Source organism: Paracoccus marcusii, assembly GCF_006151785.1.
GTDB lineage: Bacteria > Pseudomonadota > Alphaproteobacteria > Rhodobacterales > Rhodobacteraceae > Paracoccus > Paracoccus marcusii.
The window spans coordinates 1-17,123 of sequence record NZ_VDDD01000009.1; the positions used below are offsets into that span (position 1 = coordinate 1).

Sequence of the window (17,123 nt, forward strand, 5' to 3'; positions counted from 1 at the left end):
CCGCCCGCGGCCCGGGTCGCACCGCCGGCACCACCGCCCGTTGCGGCCGCCACGCCGGTCCCCGCCCCGGCGCCCGAGGTCAACGACCTGCAATCGCGGATCGGCCAGATCATGGCCCGCATCCTGGGCCTGCCCGAGGTTCGCGCGGATGACAACTTCTTCCAACTGGGTGGGCACTCGCTGCTGGCGGTGCAGCTGCACCGGACGATCCGGGACGAGCTGGCAGTAACGCGCAGTTCGATCACGGACATCTTCCGGTTCCCGGTGCTGCGTGATCTGGCCGCGCATCTGGGCGGAACACGGGCCACGCCCGCGACCCCTGCACCGGTGGCCGCTGCCCCCTCGCCCACGCCGGATGCGGTCCAGCCCGCCGCAGCGGGCGACATGATGGCCGCACGCCGCGCTCTGCGCGCGCGCATGCGACCCACGGGCCAAAACTGACACGGCATATGTCGGCCGGGGAACCGGCCGACGACCTACTTGTATTCGATCAGCGCGCCTCGGCGGTTGCGCAGCCGGTTCAGGTGGAACTGGGCCACGCCCATCGCCTCGGGGAACTTGCCCATCAGGGTATAGACCGCCCGCTTGCGTCCCAAGCGCCGCGACAGGCGTATCGCCTGCAACGGATAGACCAGCAGCAGCGCCAGCAACACCGGATGCACCAGCAGCGCGCCAAGAACCGCCACCACCGGCAGGATCAGGCCCCAGATCAGGGCGCGCCGGGTCTCGGCGGTCCAGTGTCGTTCGGGGGGCGCGCCATGCAGGGCCGCACCTTCCGCAAAGGCATGCCCCGCGCGCTTGCTGCGCCGCCACCACTGCCCGAACCGGGTGATGTCCGCGTCATGCAGCGTCATTTCCACCGGCAGCCGGCGAATGCGCCACCCGGCCGCCCGCAGACGGACGCACATCTCTGGCTCCTCTCCGGCGATCAGCGATTCGCGGAAACCCCCGACGGCGGCGATCGCATCATGGCGAATCAGCATGTCGCCGCCCACGGCGCGGGCGTCGCCGACCGGCGTGTCCCATTCCAGGTCGCACAGCCAGTTATAGACCGATCGTTCGGGATAAAGCTCCCTGCGCCGTCCGGCGACAACCGCCAGTTGGATATCTGCCTGCAGGGCCGGGACGGCGGCAGGCAGCCATTCCGGCTGCAGCATGCAATCGCCGTCGATGAACTGGACGAATTCGGTCTGGTCGGCGGCAATGGCTTTCAACCCTGCATTGCGGGCCCGCGCCGCGGTGAATGGCAGGCCCATATCCAGGTGCACGACCTGAACGCCCATCGCCTGCGCAAAATCCGCGCTGCCATCGGTCGATCCCGAATCGACATAGACAATCCGGGACAGCTGCTGCGACAAGGCGCGCAGACAGGCCTGAAGGCGCGCTCCCTCGTTCCGTCCGATGACGATCGCGGTGACGGGATAGTGCGGAAGGGAGCTGTCGGAATGTGCGGACAAGTCGATCTGCTTCATGCAATGTGCCCGATGATATGATACGAAACGGCGTCGAGACGGAAGAAAGAATTTGAGAATGGACGGTACCAGCGCCCGCAGGCACGACCATCTGAAGGCATGGTCGGCATTGCCCCAGATCGAGATGCCGCAAAAGGCCGCACTTCGCGCATTGATCGCGGACGATCACGGGTCGGAACGCAGCAGGTCCTACGACCTGCTGCGGACGCGGATGCTGCCCGAGGTGACCGAACGCGGCTGGACGCGCATCGGCGTCAGCCAGGCCAGTCCGGGCCCGGCATCGTCGCTGACCGCGCTGAACCTGGCCTTGTCCGAGGCACGCCGACCGGACCGCCACGTCCTGTTGATCGATCTGGACATCGCGCATCAACCGGTGCTGGCCCGGTTCGGCCAAGCCGGGGCGCCCGCCGGTCCGCTGTTTCGCGCCTGCACGGTGACGCCGCGGCTTGCCTTTGCCACCGTGCAGGCCGCGCCCGACCTGGCCGCGATCACGTTGCTGTCGCCGCAGTTCCAGCAGGCCCTGTCCGAGATGATCATGGGGATGGCCGCGGATGTCACCATCCTGCACCTGCCCCCTTGCCTGTCCGACGATGCCGGCCTGGCGGCGCTGCCGCTGGTCGACACGGTCTTGCTGACGATCGACGGACGCCGCGACACGGCGGCCGATCTGCGCCGCTGCGAGGCGCATGTCACCCGTCATTGCCCCGTGCTGGGGCTGTTTCTTCATAACGCCGAGGCTTGAATGGGACCGATTGTCGGAATACGCGAATTCATCGGGATGCTGTCGCGCCGGGGACCGGTGATGGCCGCGCTTCTGGTCGTTTGCGTGCTGGTCGCGCTGGCACAGGCGCTGGCGCTGCCCCGGGCGTTTGAATCGATCGCCGTGCTGCAGGTCCAGCCGACCGTCCTGACCGGCGGCGTCGACAGCGGCGACACCGCCACCCGCCTGCGCACCATCGAACAGCGGATCATGGCCCGCAACAACGTGCTGGACATGATCGACCGTTTCAACCTCTACGACGACACGCCGCTGAGCGAGGATGAAAAGGTCGCGCAGTTCCGCCAGGATGTGCGCGTCAACTTCGTCGCGGGCGTCACTGCCTCTGCCGGCGCGATGGAGGAGGTGTCCGCAATCCAGGTGACGGCGCAGACCGGCACCGCCGCCGGTTCCGCCAATCTGGCCAATGACATCGTCGACCAGATCCAGACCGGCAACCTGAGAGAGCGCGACCAGCGATTGAGCGAGCTGATCGGTACGCTGGAGACGCAGGACCGCCGCGCGCTTGAGGCGATTGCCGCGATCGAGGCCGACCTGGCGGCCTTCCGCACGGAAAACACTGACCGGATGCCTGAGAACCTGGAGTTTTTGGCCGCAGAGCAGACCCGCCTGGAAGGCCAGCGGACCGAACTGATCCGCTCCCTGCAGGCGTTGGAACGCGAGCGCCTGGCGCTGGAGGTGGGGACATCCGAACTGGGCCGCCAGGAACCGCTGGCCCAGCAGCTCCGCATCCTGGAGGTCGATCTGGCCCAAGCCCGGCGCACGCTGGCCCCGAACCACCCCGAAGTGCAGCGCTTGGAGGCGCAGATCGACGCCCTGCGCGAAGGCGATGGACAGCAGATGTCGGTCGGCCAAAGCCGCCAGATCGACCTGATCCGGCAGCAGGAGGAGTCGCTACAGCTGGAATTGGCAGCGATCGACCGCCGCCTGCCGATGATCGCCGCGAATGTCGCGGGCATTCCCGAGGTGTCGGAGACGATGGCGGACTATACCCGCCGGCTTGCCGCGCTGGAGGTACCGCGCATGGCCATTGCCGAACGCCTGTCGCAGGCGCGCCTGGACCAGAGCCTTGTGACCAGCGACTATGGTCAGCAGATGATCCTGCTGGAGAGTGCGACCGAGGCGGAATACCCGCTCAGTTCGGGCCGCAAGCGTCTGGCAATGCTGGGTGTCGTCCTGGGGTTGGGTCTGGCGCTGTTGTCCGGCTTCCTGCTGGAGGTGCGACGCCCTGTGCTGCGGACGCAGGCCATGGTGACGAAGTATCTGGGCGTGGCCCCGATCGCGTCTATCCCGTTCCGGCCGACGGCTCGGGAGCAGGTGGTTCAACGGACTCGAAATGCCGCCAGCTTCGTGATCCTGATCGCCGGTGTCGTGGTCGGGGTCATCCTGGTGCTGAACCGCTAGTGTTCTGCGCGCATCGGCCCGGATCGGGGCCGATGCGCGCAGATCGTGTCATGACGTCAGATGAAATCGAAGACGTCGTGCAGCAGGACAGAGTCGCCGCCGCCAAAGTTCAGCAGCGTGCCATCGCGGACCTCCGTCGCGGAATAGCGGCGACCGCCCAGATCCAGGACGTCACGACCCGTCTCGAACCCGTAGACGGTATCGGCATCGTCACCCGCGCGGAAGATCAGCACGTCACGATCGCCATCGCCGTTGTTGCCGTCGCCGATCCAGATGCTGTCATCGCCCTGACCGCCCCGGACCGTGTCCTTGCCCATCGATCCGTCCAGCGTGTCGTCACCGCTGCTGCCGGTCAGACGGTCATGGCCCCACCGGGTGTTGAAGTTCACGCCGTCGCCGCTGTCGGACACTCGCGCCCGCGATGCATCGATGACGTCATTGCCCGAATGGGTCCAGCCCAGTTCGAAATTGACGAAGCGCAGGCTGGCGTCACCGCCAATAGTGGTGCTGGCATTGCCCGAGAATGCGCCGTTCGACAGCACGCGGTCAACGGTGACGGTAACGCCTTCGATGCCGACATCCTCGTTATGGCCCCAGATGTCGCCGCGCTTGATCCAGATGTTGATCAGGTCGTCGCCTGCCCCGCCGTTGATCGTGTCATGGCCGGGGTTGTGATTGGCATCGCCATTGCCCCACCGGATGTTGTCCTGGCCCGCGCCACCGTTGATCCGGTCGTTGCCCGTGCTGGAATGGATGAAGTCGTTGCCGGCGCCGCCGTTGATCGTGTCGTTGCCCGACCCGCCGTCCAGCACGTCGTCATAGCGCGATCCGGCGATGCGGTCGTTCCCCGCCCCGGTGAAGATCGATACGCCATGGCCGGGCTTGCCGCCGCCGACGGTGTTCATGGATGCATTCGCCGCGGAGACGATGTCGTTGCCGGCAGTGCCATGGATGCGCTCTATGCCGGTGAACTCCACCCGTTCGCTCCCGATCCGGGCCACGCCGTCCTCGGTCGACCGAAGGGAGATGCGGGCACCTGCGCTGCCTTCCAGAAACAGCCTGTCGCCCCCGGGATTGCCGGGCGTATAGGGGTTGGCATCAAAGCGTTCGCTGCCGGTACCGCCGTGATAACGGTCATTGCCCATGCCCGGCCGCCAGTAGAACGTATCCAATCCTCCAAGACCCCAGACTTCGTCTGACTGCCCGCTGCCACGCATGGCGTCGTCGCCATTCGATCCTCTGATTGTCGGCATCCCTTGATCCCATTCATGTTGCCCGATGTACGGCAGCATTATGCGATCAAGATTAAGGCTTTATTATCCCCAACTGAAAAGGTTCCCTATCAGCAGCAAGATTTTGCAATTGCCGTATTACCTTGAGCGGATCCCCGCATTTGTGCAGGCGTATCACGTAATTTTTGGGGTTGGCAGCGATTTCCCGCTTGTCTTTCTGCCAATGCTACTTTTGCGCTTCTGCGATCCGACTCAGAAGCAACCGCGCGTTTGTTTGATGGTCGAACGAACCCAGGGCGGACTGGCGGGCCGCTTGGCCCATTGCGCCAGCAAATTCCGGGTCCGACTGCAGCCGGCGCAGCCGGTCGACGATGGCCGCAACATCGCCTTGCGGGACCAGAAATCCATCAACGCCGTCGCGAATCATGTCACCCGTTCCGCCGATTCGCGAACAGATCACCGGCAGGCCGCAGGCCATCGCCTCCATCACCGTGACCGGGGCCGCTTCGCCCTGTCCGATGGATGACAGGGCCAGCGCGTCGACGCTGCGCAGCAGATCCAGCACACGCGATTCGTCCAGCGACCCCATCATCTGGACCTGGTCCTGCAGGCCGAGCCTGTCGATTTCGGCCAGGATCGCGTCCCGTTCAGGGCCGTCCCCTGCGATGCGATAGGCGATGGAAATGCCCTGCTGCCGCAGCTGGGCCATTGCCTGCAGGAAGAACCGGTGGCCCTTCATGTGGTTCAGACGGGCCACCGTTGCGACGGTGAAATCCTGCCCCGGCGCACGATGCGACGGGGTGAAGCGCGCACAATCGACGCCCATCCAGATCACCGGGTTCGGGGTCGCGGGGCTGACCTCTGCAATCTGCTGCGCCAAGGGCCGGGTCACCGCGGCGACAAAGCTGGCACGTGCCATCTTGGCGGCATGGTCCATGCCATAGACCGGCAGATCCCCATGCAGCGTCAGGCTGTAGGTCAGGTCGCCCAGGATCGCAGCCAGTGCACCCAGATGCGCGGCATTGGCGCAGGAATGAATATGCAGGTGCCGCACATCGTGGCGTCGCGCATCCTGGACCAGATCTGCCGCCGAGGGAAGCAGCGCCAGCAGACGCAGCCTGCCGGCGATCGACGTCTGCGACAGGCCCGCCAGATAGGCCACCGCACGCGCGGTACGGACCGGATGCGCCAGCAGACGCTGCACCGCACCGATGCGGGGTGGAAACAGGTAGGTCGTGCGCGCCGCGGCCTGTTCGGCAAAGGCATGGGGGCACGACCCCGCGGGCGGGCGGCGCGTCGAATACAGGCGGACGGGCGTGCCAGCATCCTCGATCGCGCCGATCTCTCTCCAGAAGAACGCATGGGTCTGCGACGGAAATTCGGGAACAACATAGCCCAGTGCCAAGATCGCGTCTCCCTGCTGCCCGCGCGAAGCCCGTTGCCGCTATCCACAGCGCGGGACTGTAAAAATCGGTGCAATCTTTCGATCAGGCCGATGGCCTAGACCGTCCGAGTCGGCTAGTGTTTCCCTGTTGTCGGCCATCGCCCCGGCGCGTTCAAGATCTAGCGAAGAGGCCTCTGGATGTCCCTGTCTCGACCACGGGTCCTGGTGATCGCCGAAGCGGCCAACCCGGAATGGGTCTCGGTCCCGCTGGTCGGCTGGTCGCTGGCCGCGGCGCTGCATCGCCAGACCGACGTGCATATCGTCACCCAGATCCGCAATCGCGACGCTTTCCTGCGCGCCGGCATGGTCGAAGGTCGCGACTTTACCGCCATCGACAGCGAGGCGGTCGCTGCCCCCATGTACCGCGCCGCCGAGGTTCTGCGCATGGGCAAGGGTCGCGGCTGGACTACTGTCACCGCCATCGCCGCCCTGAGCTATCCCTATTTCGAACGCCTTGTCTGGAAGCGTTTCGGAGATGACATCCGTGCCAAGCGGTTCGACATCGTGCATCGCGTCACGCCGCTGTCGCCCACCACGGCCTCAACCCTGGCGCCCAAGGTGGCGGCGGCAGGTGTGCCCTTCGTGCTGGGGCCGCTGAACGGCGGCGTGCCCTGGCCCAGGGGCTTCGATGCGGAACGCCGGCGCGAACGCGAATGGCTTTCCTATGTCCGCGGCATCTACAAGCTGAACCCGCAGCTGCGCCGCACCCATGCGGCCGCGGCACTGATCATTGCCGGATCGCGCCACACCGCCAGCGAGATCCCCGAGCGCTTTCAGGACAAGGTCGTATGGCTGCCCGAAAACGCCATTGATCCCAGGCGCTTCAACCTGATCGCGCCACAGGACACGACGTTGCCCCTGCGCGCCTGCTTTGTCGGTCGGCTGGTGCCGTACAAGGGGCCGCACATCCTGCTGGACGCGATCGCACCCTTTGCGCGGTCAGGTCAGATGGTGCTGGATATCATCGGAGAGGGGCCGATGCTGCCCGAACTGACGGCGCAGGCCGACAGCCTCGGCATTGCCGACACGGTGACATTCCACGGCCACCTTCCCCACCAGCACGTGCAGCAGATCCTGGCCGCCGCAAACCTGCTGACTTTCCCCTCGATCCGCGAATTCGGTGGCGGGGTGGTGCTGGAGGCGATGGCCCTGGGCGTCGTCCCGATGGTCGTCGACTATGCCGGACCCGGAGAGCTGGTGACGGCCGAGACGGGTTTCGCCATCCCCCTCGGGACCCGCCAGCAGATCGCGGCGCGGATGGAACAGGCGCTGGCGGACGTGTTGCACGACCCGACGCGGCTGACCACGATGGCCGCGGCCGCCCGGCGGATGGTGCAGGATCACTATACCTGGGATGCCAAGGCCGCGCAGATTATCGCGATGTACCGGGATGTGCTGAAACCCTGACGAAAGCGCCCACCATCCGGGGGGATGGTGGACCTTCTTGTCACGACGAGGCGGAGATCAGCACCCGGTGCAGCGGGCAACGACCTGGAAGGTGCGGATGATTGTGGACACGTCCAGCGCCAGGCTGATTTCCCGAGAATAGCGTTCGTCGAACACCGCACGGGTCGCAAAGGTCGATCCGTTGCGGACCGAGACCTGCCACAGGCCGGTCAGGCCGGGGCGGTGCGCCGCGTAGTAGACGCCCGGGTACAGGACGCGCTGTTCGGGCATCATCGGACGGGGACCGACCAGGCTCATGTGGCCCAGGATCACGTTGATCAACTGCGGCAGCTCGTCCAGCGAGCTCTTGCGCAGGAACGCACCGATCTTGGTGACGCGCGGATCGTTGCGCAGCTTCTGATCGGCATCCCACTCTGCGCGGGCGGCGGGGTTCGCCGCCAGATGGGCCTCCAGCAGCTGATCTGCCTGGGGCTTCATGGTGCGGAACTTGTACAGGCGGAACGATCTCCACCCGCGGCCAAGACGGTTCTGCGTGTAGATCGGCGACCCGCCGTCCAGCATGACTGCCAGCGCGACCAAGACCATGACCGGGATCAGGAACGGCAGCGCAAGCAGGATCAAGGACAGGTCAAGCAGACGCTTGCCACCGTTATCATACACTTTAGGAAGTTCGATCCCGGCGACCGGGTTGGTGGCCTGCGAGGAGCCGAGCTCGTGGCCGTCATTCGACTGTAGCATCTGCGTATCTCCGCACTCGTGACAAAGAAATCGATAAACTTTTAACTAAAGGTCCCGGCGAACCGTCGCGAAGGCCCATGGGCCGCTTCTATCCAACGCACCAATATAGATACAAGTTGTACAAAAAGATGGTCCGTCGCTGCGGTTTCACCTTTTGATTTAAGGGCCGGTGCGATTTTGCACGCTAAGGTTGTGAATCACGGGTGTTTTCACCCGCATGACAGCATTTGACGCCCAAGTTTTCACGGGTTCCGTTAAAACGGCCCGAATGTTGTCCAAAAAGTCAAATTCTGGATCAATTCAATTTGATCTATTAACCAACATATAAGATCGGCCTTGGGGCACACTCCCTGCGGGTGTGCTCAGGCGGCCATCGCATTCCTGCAACCGGAAGATGCGCAGGGCCGCGTTAGCGGCCGCGATCCCAACCCTGCGATGGGCGGCCAAGGCGGACCGCGACGGTGACCGTCGCGTAAACTGCGAACCCGACCGGATCGGTCAGGCCGAGCCGCAGCATACGACCCAGGGACGGGCGGTCGCCCGATGCGTTCTGCTGCAAGTCGGGATAGCGCTCCGCCAGCTGCGCGGTCCCCGCATCCTGGCGCCGGCGAACGCGGATCAGGCGGCGAAACCCTTCCGTGATGGGCCAAGCGTACGGAACCTCGACCCGCGTCCGTTCGGCCGGGGAAAAGTTCAGCCGTGCGAACCCGTCGTCAGCGATCACAGGCGGAAACTGGTCCCACCGCGCGCGCCCTTCTGCGTTCATTGCGAACAGGCCAGCCCCCGTCACGCCGGTGACCACGAAAGGAAGCTTTTGCCAAAACCCCGCATAGGCCCGCGACAGCAGGTTCCGGGCCGGCGGCACGGTCAGCCTGGCCCCCGCATAGCGCGCAACCGGCCCCGACAGGGCGGTATGCAGCGCCTCGATCATGCCCGGTCCGATCACCACATCGGCATCCAGATAGATGCGCATTCCACCGGTCGCCGCGGCGTCGCCCATGTTCAGTGCGGCGATCTTGTTCCCGATGGCGGTTTCCAGCACCAGGACCTGCCAGCCCGCCGTCGTCAGGGCGGGCGCGGCATCGCGGGCCAGTTGTGCAGTGGCATCTGTACAGCCATTCGCGATCACGACGATCTGATGCGACACGCCGGGCACAAGACGTTGCGCACACAGCCCGCGCAGACAGGCGCCGATCCCGGCTTCCTCCTGATGGGCGGGCAGGATGACGCTGATACCATCATTATCCATCGCAGTGATCCCTACCCATGCCCCGTGCCTTCGCCTTATCGCCCGTGGGTTGCGCTCTGGCAATGCCGACGATGCGGCCGTATCCTATTGCCGCGAACCCCGCCGCGGGCTTAGATCGGACCATGAAGATGGAGGAAAAGACCAGTGTCGCGCAGGCGATCCGGGCGATGCTGCCGCAGCGCGTCGGACTGGCCGTGTGCGATATCGACGTCCCGCAGCCGCCTCTCTGGCCGGAAGAGGCGGCGGCGGTACGGCGCGCGGTCCCCTCGCGCATCCGCGAATTCACTGCGGGCCGCGCGGCCGCACGGCTGGCCATGACCGATATCGGCCTGATACCTGGCGCCGTCACCACGACCGCGGCGCGGGCCCCGGCCTGGCCGCCGGGCCTGTCGGGCAGCATCACCCACACAGCGCGGATCGCCGCGGCCGTCGTGTCGCGGCAAGCGGATTGGCCGGCGATCGGCCTGGATCTGGAGCGGGCGGAGCCGATGTCGGACGACATGGCGGAACTGATCCGCCACCCGTTGGACAGTGTTGATCCAGTGCTTTCCGAACCACTGGCAGCGACACTGCTGTTCAGTGCCAAGGAAGCTGCGTTCAAGGCCCAGTTTCCACTGACCGGGTTGTGGATCGACTATTGCCAGGCGCCGCTGACCATCACGGCCGACGGTTTCACCCTCAGCGTGCAAGGCGTCCCCTTGAGCGGCGGCTGGCGACGTGCAGGCGAACTGTTCGCAACAACGGTCCTGATAGGGAGGGAGCATGCCGACGCATTGAGGCTAGGCGAAGGCATTTGGAGTGTCTGACGCGCAGTCTGAAACTCCAATATTGTTCTATGACATTGAGGGGAAACAGTGATCCAGCAGGGCGATCTGCTAATAAACAATATCTGTAATTTTATCGCATTTTTGTTGACAATTGATGAAAACACATCTTCAGACTATTAGAATTGAAGTTTCTAAATTGCCAAAAACTCTTTGCATGCTGTTCACTTCATCGAGGAAGCCACGCCACGCAATTTCAAACCGCTATTGTATCGCGCTAAGGACTAATTTGTTTTACGACGCTTGGGCGCCTGGATACCGTTACGTCCACTGACATCGCGGCCAACCAAAAAATCGGCTTTTAGTCTCGTCGATGCTGTCGATTTGTGATGATCGGGTCTGGCCCGCGCAGTCGGGCCGTAAGATCTTACGCGTCTGCGAAGGCTGGCCTTTTGGGTTGACCAAGCCGTGGCGGCTGGCGCTCCTCAATCCCGGCAGCGTCGAGATGATATGACGGATTACCCTTTGAATACTTTACCTTAAAAGATTTCGGAGAAATCGCTCTGCTCATGAGAAATGCCGCCAAGCACCCCCCTATGGCGGATCTGATCGACACGTTAACCCCATGCCGTTGAACCGCGGCCTCGCCGCGCTGACCATCCTTACAGCGGCTGCCGTACCGACAATCCAAAAGGTCCGTCAAACATCAGTCATTTCTGCCATTTTCCACCGCATTATTCTTGCTAAGGTGCGGATGCTCCGGCATTGGCCAACCGCGGGGACAAGACGGGAGATGACGTGACGAACGCTGCAGCGCCTGACCGCCGGACGCTGTCCGACAAGCTGATGCAGGGGCTGGGCGCGGCGCTTCTGGCCCGCAGGTCTCTGCGCCATCAGGTGGTGTTCGCCCTGTCGGCGATCGTGCTGTCGACTGCGCTGCGCTTTGCGTTGAACGATGCGCTGCCGCCCGGATTTCCGTTCCTGACCTTCTTTCCCGCCGTCATGCTGACGCTGGTTTTCTCGTCGCTGCGGTCCGGATTGGCCGTGGGCGTGGCCTGCGGGGTCATCGCGTGGTATTTCTTCATCGAACCGGTGCGCAGCCTGGCCATCACGCCGGGAGCTATCGTTGCGCTGCTGCTCTATGCGCTGATCATTGCCACGGACGTGGTGTTCATCACCGCCGCCGGTCGGGCCCTGGAACAGCGCATGGCCGCCGAACAACGCGCCAACGCGTTGGCGACATCACGCAGCCTGATGTTCTCTGAACTGCAGCACCGGATCTCGAACAACCTGTCCACGGTCGCGGCGCTGCTGCGCCTGCAGTCCCAGCTGGTCGCGGACGAGACCGCGCGCCAGGCGCTGGTCGCGTCGCAGACCCGCATCCGGTCGATATCGCTGTTGCAGCGGCGGCTGCATTCACCGGACCTGCAAACGCTGGACGCGGCCGAATACCTGCGCGAGGTGCTGCATGACGTGGTGGAGGTCACGGGCGCAGGCGACGTCGATCTGGACTTCAGCGCCGACAGCCTGCCGCTGCCGCATGACACGGCCGTCCCTTTGGGTCTGATTGCCAGCGAACTGGTGATGAACGCCATCGAACACGGCGCCCCCGAAGGCCGCAACACGGAGATCACCGTCAGGCTGACCGTCGACGCGGCCACCCCTGACGGACGCATCCCCGCGACGCTGCGCATCGTGGACCACGGCCCTGGCCTGCCCGAAGGCTTCGATCTGGAGACGTCGGACAGCCTGGGGCTGATCGTCGCACGCCAGTTCGCGACGGCGCTGAACGGCCAACTGACGCTGGCGAAAGGCAAGGACGGCGGCACGGTGGCGCGGCTGGACTTCCTGATCGACCCGACCAGCATTTGATGCCGGAACGGACGCCCACGGGCGGCGTTTCGAACCCATGGACACACATATGACCGCCAGGACCATCGCGATCGTCGGCACCGGCCCGACCGGCATCTATACGCTGCTGCACCTTCTGGACACTGGCCTGCCGCTGGCGGTCACGCTGTACGAAAAGGGACCGCGTGCCGGGGTCGGCATGCCCTATTCACCCGAGATGTCGAACCGCGCGATGCTGGCCAACATTGCCAGCATCGAGATACCGCCGATTGCGACCACCTATCTGGACTGGCTGCAGGATCAGCCGGATGCGCGGCTGAGATCCTACGGCCTGGACCCCCAGGACGTGGACGAGCGTCAGTTCACGCCGCGCCTGCTGTTGGGCGAATATTTCCGCGATCAGCTGATGGCGCTGGTCGATCGGGCGCGGTCACGGGGCCACCGGATCGACATCCGCGAGGCGACCGAGGTTCTGGACATCCAGTCCGACGAAGCGGGCCTGAGCGTGATGACCGCGGACGGGCGCGACGGGCCCTTCGACCGCGTGATCGTCGCCACAGGCCACGCCTTCCCCGATGAGGACGAGGCCACCCGCAGCTATTTTCCCAGTCCCTGGTCCGGACTGATCGAGGCCGACATTCCTGCTGTGCGGGTCGGCATCATGGGCACCTCTCTCAGTTCGATCGACGCGGCGATGGCGGTGGTGAACCAGCACGGTCGTTTCCGCCGCAAGGGTGATGACCTGCGCTTTGATCTGGACCCGGCATCGGCAGATCTGCGGATCGTGATGATGTCGCGGTCGGGCGTCCTGCCCGAGGCCGACTTCTATTGCCCCATCCCCTATGAACCCCTGACCATCGCCACCGCCCCGGCGCTGGCCGCCTGCCTGTCGACCCCGGCGCCCTTGGATGCGGCCTTCGATCTGGTCCGGGCCGAGATCATGCAGGCCGACCCGGCCTTTGCGCTGAAGATCGGGTTGGGCGGGTTGGATGTGGACAGCTTTGCCGATGCCTATTTCGCCGCGCGCGAGGCCGCCGATCCGTTCAAATGGGCCCGCGCCAATCTGGACGAGGTCGAACACAACAAGGCGCACAAGATCACCGTCGCCTGGCGCTATGCCCTGCTGCGCATGCATGAACAGGTCGAGGAGATCGTGCCGGACCTGTCCGACGACGACCGCGACCGGTTCGACAGGAGTCTGAAGAAGGTGTTTGTCGACAACTATGCCGCAGTCCCGTCGGAATCGATCCGGCGCGTGCTGGCGCTGCGCGATGCCGGCATCTTGTCGATCATGCCCTTGGGCGAGGATTACGACCTGACCCGCGATGGCGCAGAGACCGTCATCGTCCATGACGACCGCACCGAACGCTTTGCCGTGTTTATCGATGCAAGGGGACAAAAGCCCCTCAGCACCGAAGACCTGCCCTTCCCGACCTTGCGGCGCGCGCTGCTGGATGCGGGTCACGAAATTCCCGATGTCGCGCAGGATTACAGCCTGCTGGGCGCAGGTCCGTTCAGTGGCAGGCTGTGTTTGGCGGCGATCCCCTACCTGATGCACGACCGCCCGTTCGTTCAGGGGATCACGGCTTGTGCCGACATCGCAGAGGCCATCGCGCGGGGCATGGCAACCGGACGCCGTCGCAGGCTGGTGTCGTAGGAACTGACTGACAAAGATCAGGTCGCAATCCTTCTCTTGGACATCCATATGGATGGTATAAGGAAGGGATAGCAATCATGGCGACCGCCTCTCCGGCCCGGACGGCCGATACCGAAAAGATCACCATCAATCTGGGCTTCGTCGATCTGGGACGGATCGACCTGCTGGTGCGCGAAGGCTTCTATGCCAGTCGCAGCGACCTGATCCGCACCGCGATCCGGGCGCAGCTTGACCGACACGACGCCTCGGTGGCCCCGGCCATCGTGCGCGACGATTTCGTGATGGGTCTTCGCGATCTGTCCCGGGCCGAACTGGAGGCCCTGCAGGCCGCGAACCAGATGCTGGACCTGCGGGTGATCGGGCTTGCCCGCTTTGCCCGCGACATTCCCCCGGACCTGATCACCGCCACGATCCGCTCGATCGAGGTTCTGGGCACCATCCAGGCGGATGCCGGAGTCAAGGCGGCGCTGGACGCCTGCCGAACGAACAAGGGAACACGATGATGACCGAACAGATGCCGATGAACATGGCCCGCATCACCGAATTGATGCGGTCGGGCGATCTGGCGCAAGCCACGCAGATGATCCAGTCGGGATTGGGCGGGGGCGCGATGCCGCGCATGTCGGCTGGCGGCCTGTCGATGCCGCAGATGCCCCGGATGCCGGCGGGCTTTCCCGCAGGTGCGGCCATGCGCGACAGCACGCCGATGGACATCCCCCAGGGTGCCAGCTGGACCACACACCAGCATCAGGCGGCAGGGCAGTCGCGCGACTATCGCCTGTACCTGCCCGCGTCGCTGGAGGGGCGCCCGGCTGCAGGGCTGTTGCTGCTGCTGCACGGCTGCACACAGGACCCGGATGATTTCGCCCGCGGTACCGGCATCATGGCGGCGGCAGAGCGCCATCGGATGATCGTCGTGGCCCCCGCACAGACGTCACAGGCCAACATGAACCGCTGCTGGAACTGGTTCGAGGCCCGTCATGCCGCCCGCGACGGCGGAGAGGCCGCCTTTCTGGTCGATCTGACCCGCAGCGTCGCCCACGACCACACCGTGGCCCCCGACCGGCGCTTTGCCGCAGGGCTGTCGGCCGGCGGGGCGATGGCGGTGATCCTGGGCGCGGTCTTTGCCGACGATTTCGGTGCCGTGGCCTGTCATTCGGGCCTTCCCAACGGCGCGGCTACGGACATGGCGGGCGCGTTCCAAGCGATGTCGCAGGGCGGATCCGATCGAGGTGAGGGCGTGGGCTGCCGGCTGTTCGTCGTGCATGGCGCGACCGACAAGACCGTGTCGCCGCGCAATGCCGATGCCGTAGTGGCGCAGGCGCTGCGGCGGCAACCCGGCCTGACCCGACGCGCGGCGGATGCACGGCTGAATGACCGTGCCGTGCATATCGGCCGATACCGCGATGACGCGGGCACGTTGCGGATTGAGACATGGCGGGTTCAGGGACTGGGTCACGCCTGGTCCGGTGGTCAACCTACCGGCAGCCACACCGCTCCGGGACCCTTGGCCACTGATGCGATGATGGCGTTCTTTCTGGCGTGACGAAAACGGCCCCCGGATCACCGGGGGCCATCCTATGTGGTCAGGCGTCGTGGTCGTCGTATTCGGCGGCCGCGTCGTTCACCGAATCCTCGGCCAGTTCGGTCAGCTTGGTGTCGGCCGCGCTTTCCTGAGCCAGGATCCCCTCCAGGTGGGTCTTCGCCTCATCCATCCCCAAGGCCTCGGCAAAGGCGCGCATCGAGCCGTAACGCGTGATCTCGTAATGCTCGACCGCCTGACAGCTGAAGATGATCGCGGCGTCGGCGGCAACGCTGTCACCGAAATCCTCCAAAAGGCTTTCGCCCTCTTCCAGGATGCCGTCGATGGCGTCGCATTTCACGGCCTTGGCACGCTTGCCCAACAGCTCGAAAATCGCCTCCAAGGTTTCGATCTGGCCAGCGGTCTCCTCGCGATGCGCGGTCAGGGCGGCGATCAGGTCGGGATGGTCTGCCGCCTTGATCATCTTGGGCAGCGTCTTGTAGATCTTCTTCTCGGCGTAATACATGTCCGCCAAGGCGTGTTCGAACAGATCCGCAAGGCCCTTGTCCGTCGCCGCGGGCTTGGCGGCCTTGGCCTTTGATTTGGCAGCCACGGCCTGCGACCGCTTGGTGCGGGCCTCGGCGGTGGGTTTCGCAGTCTTCTGCCCTGCTGCGCGGGCGGATTTCTTGGTTGCGGTCTTGGTCTTGGTGTCGTCGGAGGCGGTCGCCATGATGTCTCTCCCTGGCCCGGCAGGATCGCGGGGCCGTATGCTGTCGATGAAACGGGCTGTCGTGACGCCACGTTCCGTTGACATAAGTTCAGTCGCGCGCGGCCCTGTCCCACAGCCGGCGCACAACCAGCGCCGAGACCAGCCCCAGAACCGCACCGGCCACGACATCGCCGGGATAGTGCTTGCCCCGTGGCACCTGGATTCCCGCGATCATCGCCGCGACCCCCAGGGCGGGCACGGCCATGTGCGGCAGATCGCGCGCGACGACGACGGCCACCGCCACCGCACCCGCCGTGTGCCCCGAAGGAAAGGACGTCTCGTGCCCGTCCCGGCTTTCGCCCGGCTCGCAGCGATAGTCCTGCCGCTTGATCATCTCGACCGGGCGGGTGCGGCGAAAGCGGTTCTTGATCACCCGCTTGACCGAATTGGCCAGGACATGCGCCGCCATCATCCGCAGGCCGGTGCGCGCGACATGATCCTGCCCGGACAACGCGCCGCCCAGGATCACGCTGCCGCAAACCAGGGACAGGGGCACCTGGTCGGCCACCTCGCTCAGCGTGCCGACGGCCATGACGACCGGATGGTGGCGGTGGCGCGCGGCTTGGGCGGCGGCCTCCTTGTCGGCCTGTTCCAGCGGGCCCGCATCATCGGCGCCGGGGGTGCGGATCGTGGTGTTCATCGGGAAAAACTCTCGTCTGTTCGGGACCGGCCCACCCTTGGGCCGGTCGGCAGCGCAACGGCGCGTGACGCGCCCGGTTCCGGTATCATATGATGCGCGCGGCCGGCCGGATGGCCGTCGGCGGGCATCCGCCCGTAGCGACGGAACCGGGGCCTTCGTGCCGTGTTGACCAGCGCCCCCGTGCAGGGGGCATGTC

At 65.1% G+C, this 17,123-nt stretch carries 16 protein-coding genes; 9 read left to right on the forward strand and 7 right to left on the reverse strand.

The window, feature by feature from the left end; translation table 11 throughout:
- The coding region (locus FHD68_RS02760; protein ID WP_139085126.1) for a phosphopantetheine-binding protein at positions 1-441 on the forward strand (441 nt) is incomplete at its 5' end.
- 35 nt (positions 442-476) lie between these two features.
- Here the strand turns inward: FHD68_RS02760 and FHD68_RS02765 are convergent.
- Positions 477-1,472 carry a glycosyltransferase family 2 protein gene (locus FHD68_RS02765; protein WP_127899509.1) on the reverse strand — a complete coding sequence of 332 codons (996 nt, stop codon included), beginning with the start codon at positions 1,470-1,472 and terminating at the stop codon, positions 477-479.
- 58 nt (positions 1,473-1,530) lie between these two features.
- Here FHD68_RS02765 and FHD68_RS02770 point away from each other — a divergent pair, with 58 nt between their 5' ends.
- Positions 1,531-2,214, forward strand: a complete 684-nt coding sequence (locus FHD68_RS02770) for a P-loop NTPase family protein (protein WP_045983632.1) — start codon at positions 1,531-1,533, stop codon at positions 2,212-2,214.
- Positions 2,215-3,654 (forward strand): GumC domain-containing protein, encoded by a 1,440-nt coding sequence (locus FHD68_RS02775; RefSeq protein WP_127899510.1) that lies wholly within the window; start codon positions 2,215-2,217, stop codon positions 3,652-3,654.
- A gap of 56 nt (positions 3,655-3,710) precedes the next feature.
- Here the strand turns inward: FHD68_RS02775 and FHD68_RS02780 are convergent, their stop codons facing one another.
- Together FHD68_RS02780 and epsE are read right to left on the reverse strand one after the other, a co-directional pair.
- Entirely contained in the window at positions 3,711-4,907 is a 1,197-nt protein-coding gene (locus tag FHD68_RS02780) for a calcium-binding protein (protein WP_164871483.1), read from the reverse strand.
- A 205-nt stretch (positions 4,908-5,112) separates the two neighbouring features.
- Positions 5,113-6,291 (reverse strand): exopolysaccharide biosynthesis GT4 family glycosyltransferase EpsE, encoded by a 1,179-nt coding sequence (gene epsE / locus FHD68_RS02785; RefSeq protein ID WP_139085129.1) that lies wholly within the window; start codon positions 6,289-6,291, stop codon positions 5,113-5,115.
- A 177-nt stretch (positions 6,292-6,468) separates the two neighbouring features.
- On the opposite strand from epsE, the gene FHD68_RS02790 reads away from it, so the two are divergent.
- A complete protein-coding gene (locus FHD68_RS02790) occupies positions 6,469-7,737 on the forward strand; it encodes a glycosyltransferase family 4 protein (RefSeq protein WP_205963225.1) in 1,269 nt (422 codons plus the stop codon).
- 57 nt (positions 7,738-7,794) lie between these two features.
- On the opposite strand, the gene FHD68_RS02795 is transcribed toward FHD68_RS02790, so the two are convergent.
- Both FHD68_RS02795 and FHD68_RS02800 read right to left on the reverse strand, forming a co-directional pair.
- Positions 7,795-8,475 carry a sugar transferase gene (locus FHD68_RS02795; protein ID WP_045983629.1) on the reverse strand — a complete coding sequence of 227 codons (681 nt, stop codon included), beginning with the start codon at positions 8,473-8,475 and terminating at the stop codon, positions 7,795-7,797.
- Positions 8,476-8,884: 409 nt separating this feature from the next.
- Positions 8,885-9,724: a glycosyltransferase family 2 protein gene (locus tag FHD68_RS02800; protein ID WP_127899513.1), complete on the reverse strand. Its 840-nt coding sequence runs from the start codon at positions 9,722-9,724 to the stop codon at positions 8,885-8,887.
- 122 nt (positions 9,725-9,846) lie between these two features.
- Between FHD68_RS02800 and FHD68_RS02805 the strand changes: the two genes are divergently transcribed.
- The 5 genes from FHD68_RS02805 to FHD68_RS02825 all read left to right on the forward strand — a co-directional run bounded on the left by FHD68_RS02805 (position 9,847) and on the right by FHD68_RS02825 (position 15,542).
- Positions 9,847-10,530 (forward strand): 4'-phosphopantetheinyl transferase family protein, encoded by a 684-nt coding sequence (locus tag FHD68_RS02805; RefSeq protein WP_139085132.1) that lies wholly within the window; start codon positions 9,847-9,849, stop codon positions 10,528-10,530.
- A gap of 756 nt (positions 10,531-11,286) precedes the next feature.
- Positions 11,287-12,360, forward strand: coding sequence for a sensor histidine kinase (locus FHD68_RS02810; protein ID WP_127899515.1), 1,074 nt, complete (start codon positions 11,287-11,289; stop codon positions 12,358-12,360).
- A gap of 49 nt (positions 12,361-12,409) precedes the next feature.
- Complete coding sequence (locus FHD68_RS02815; protein WP_127899516.1) at positions 12,410-13,996, forward strand: FAD-NAD(P)-binding protein; 1,587 nt, start codon at positions 12,410-12,412, stop codon at positions 13,994-13,996.
- A 77-nt stretch (positions 13,997-14,073) separates the two neighbouring features.
- Positions 14,074-14,499: a CopG family transcriptional regulator gene (locus tag FHD68_RS02820; protein WP_045999747.1), complete on the forward strand. Its 426-nt coding sequence runs from the start codon at positions 14,074-14,076 to the stop codon at positions 14,497-14,499.
- Positions 14,499-15,542: an extracellular catalytic domain type 1 short-chain-length polyhydroxyalkanoate depolymerase gene (locus FHD68_RS02825; RefSeq protein WP_167550352.1), complete on the forward strand. Its 1,044-nt coding sequence runs from the start codon at positions 14,499-14,501 to the stop codon at positions 15,540-15,542. The genes FHD68_RS02820 and FHD68_RS02825 overlap by 1 nt, the downstream gene beginning before the upstream one ends.
- Positions 15,543-15,582: 40 nt before the next feature.
- Here FHD68_RS02825 and FHD68_RS02830 read toward each other — a convergent pair whose 3' ends face one another.
- Together FHD68_RS02830 and FHD68_RS02835 are read right to left on the reverse strand one after the other, a co-directional pair.
- Positions 15,583-16,248 (reverse strand): YciE/YciF ferroxidase family protein, encoded by a 666-nt coding sequence (locus FHD68_RS02830; RefSeq protein ID WP_127899518.1) that lies wholly within the window; start codon positions 16,246-16,248, stop codon positions 15,583-15,585.
- Between the two features lie 88 nt (positions 16,249-16,336).
- A complete protein-coding gene (locus tag FHD68_RS02835) occupies positions 16,337-16,927 on the reverse strand; it encodes a phosphatase PAP2 family protein (protein WP_127899519.1) in 591 nt (196 codons plus the stop codon).
- Between the last annotated feature and the right edge of the window lie 196 nt (positions 16,928-17,123).

What these genes read in the sequence shown, in the direction of transcription:
- FHD68_RS02835 (WP_127899519.1), bottom strand. Translation starts at nt 16,927, where the DNA reads ATGAACACCACGATCCGCACCCCCGGCGCCGATGATGCGGGCCCGCTG.
- FHD68_RS02805 (WP_139085132.1), top strand. Translation starts at nt 9,847, where the DNA reads ATGAAGATGGAGGAAAAGACCAGTGTCGCGCAGGCGATCCGGGCGATG.
- FHD68_RS02825 (WP_167550352.1), top strand. Translation starts at nt 14,499, where the DNA reads ATGACCGAACAGATGCCGATGAACATGGCCCGCATCACCGAATTGATG.
- FHD68_RS02775 (WP_127899510.1), top strand. Translation starts at nt 2,215, where the DNA reads ATGGGACCGATTGTCGGAATACGCGAATTCATCGGGATGCTGTCGCGC.
- FHD68_RS02780 (WP_164871483.1), bottom strand. Translation starts at nt 4,907, where the DNA reads ATGCCGACAATCAGAGGATCGAATGGCGACGACGCCATGCGTGGCAGC.
- FHD68_RS02795 (WP_045983629.1), bottom strand. Translation starts at nt 8,475, where the DNA reads ATGCTACAGTCGAATGACGGCCACGAGCTCGGCTCCTCGCAGGCCACC.
- FHD68_RS02820 (WP_045999747.1), top strand. Translation starts at nt 14,074, where the DNA reads ATGGCGACCGCCTCTCCGGCCCGGACGGCCGATACCGAAAAGATCACC.
- FHD68_RS02790 (WP_205963225.1), top strand. Translation starts at nt 6,469, where the DNA reads ATGTCCCTGTCTCGACCACGGGTCCTGGTGATCGCCGAAGCGGCCAAC.
- FHD68_RS02800 (WP_127899513.1), bottom strand. Translation starts at nt 9,724, where the DNA reads ATGGATAATGATGGTATCAGCGTCATCCTGCCCGCCCATCAGGAGGAA.
- FHD68_RS02815 (WP_127899516.1), top strand. Translation starts at nt 12,410, where the DNA reads ATGACCGCCAGGACCATCGCGATCGTCGGCACCGGCCCGACCGGCATC.
- FHD68_RS02765 (WP_127899509.1), bottom strand. Translation starts at nt 1,472, where the DNA reads ATGAAGCAGATCGACTTGTCCGCACATTCCGACAGCTCCCTTCCGCAC.
- FHD68_RS02830 (WP_127899518.1), bottom strand. Translation starts at nt 16,248, where the DNA reads ATGGCGACCGCCTCCGACGACACCAAGACCAAGACCGCAACCAAGAAA.
- FHD68_RS02770 (WP_045983632.1), top strand. Translation starts at nt 1,531, where the DNA reads ATGGACGGTACCAGCGCCCGCAGGCACGACCATCTGAAGGCATGGTCG.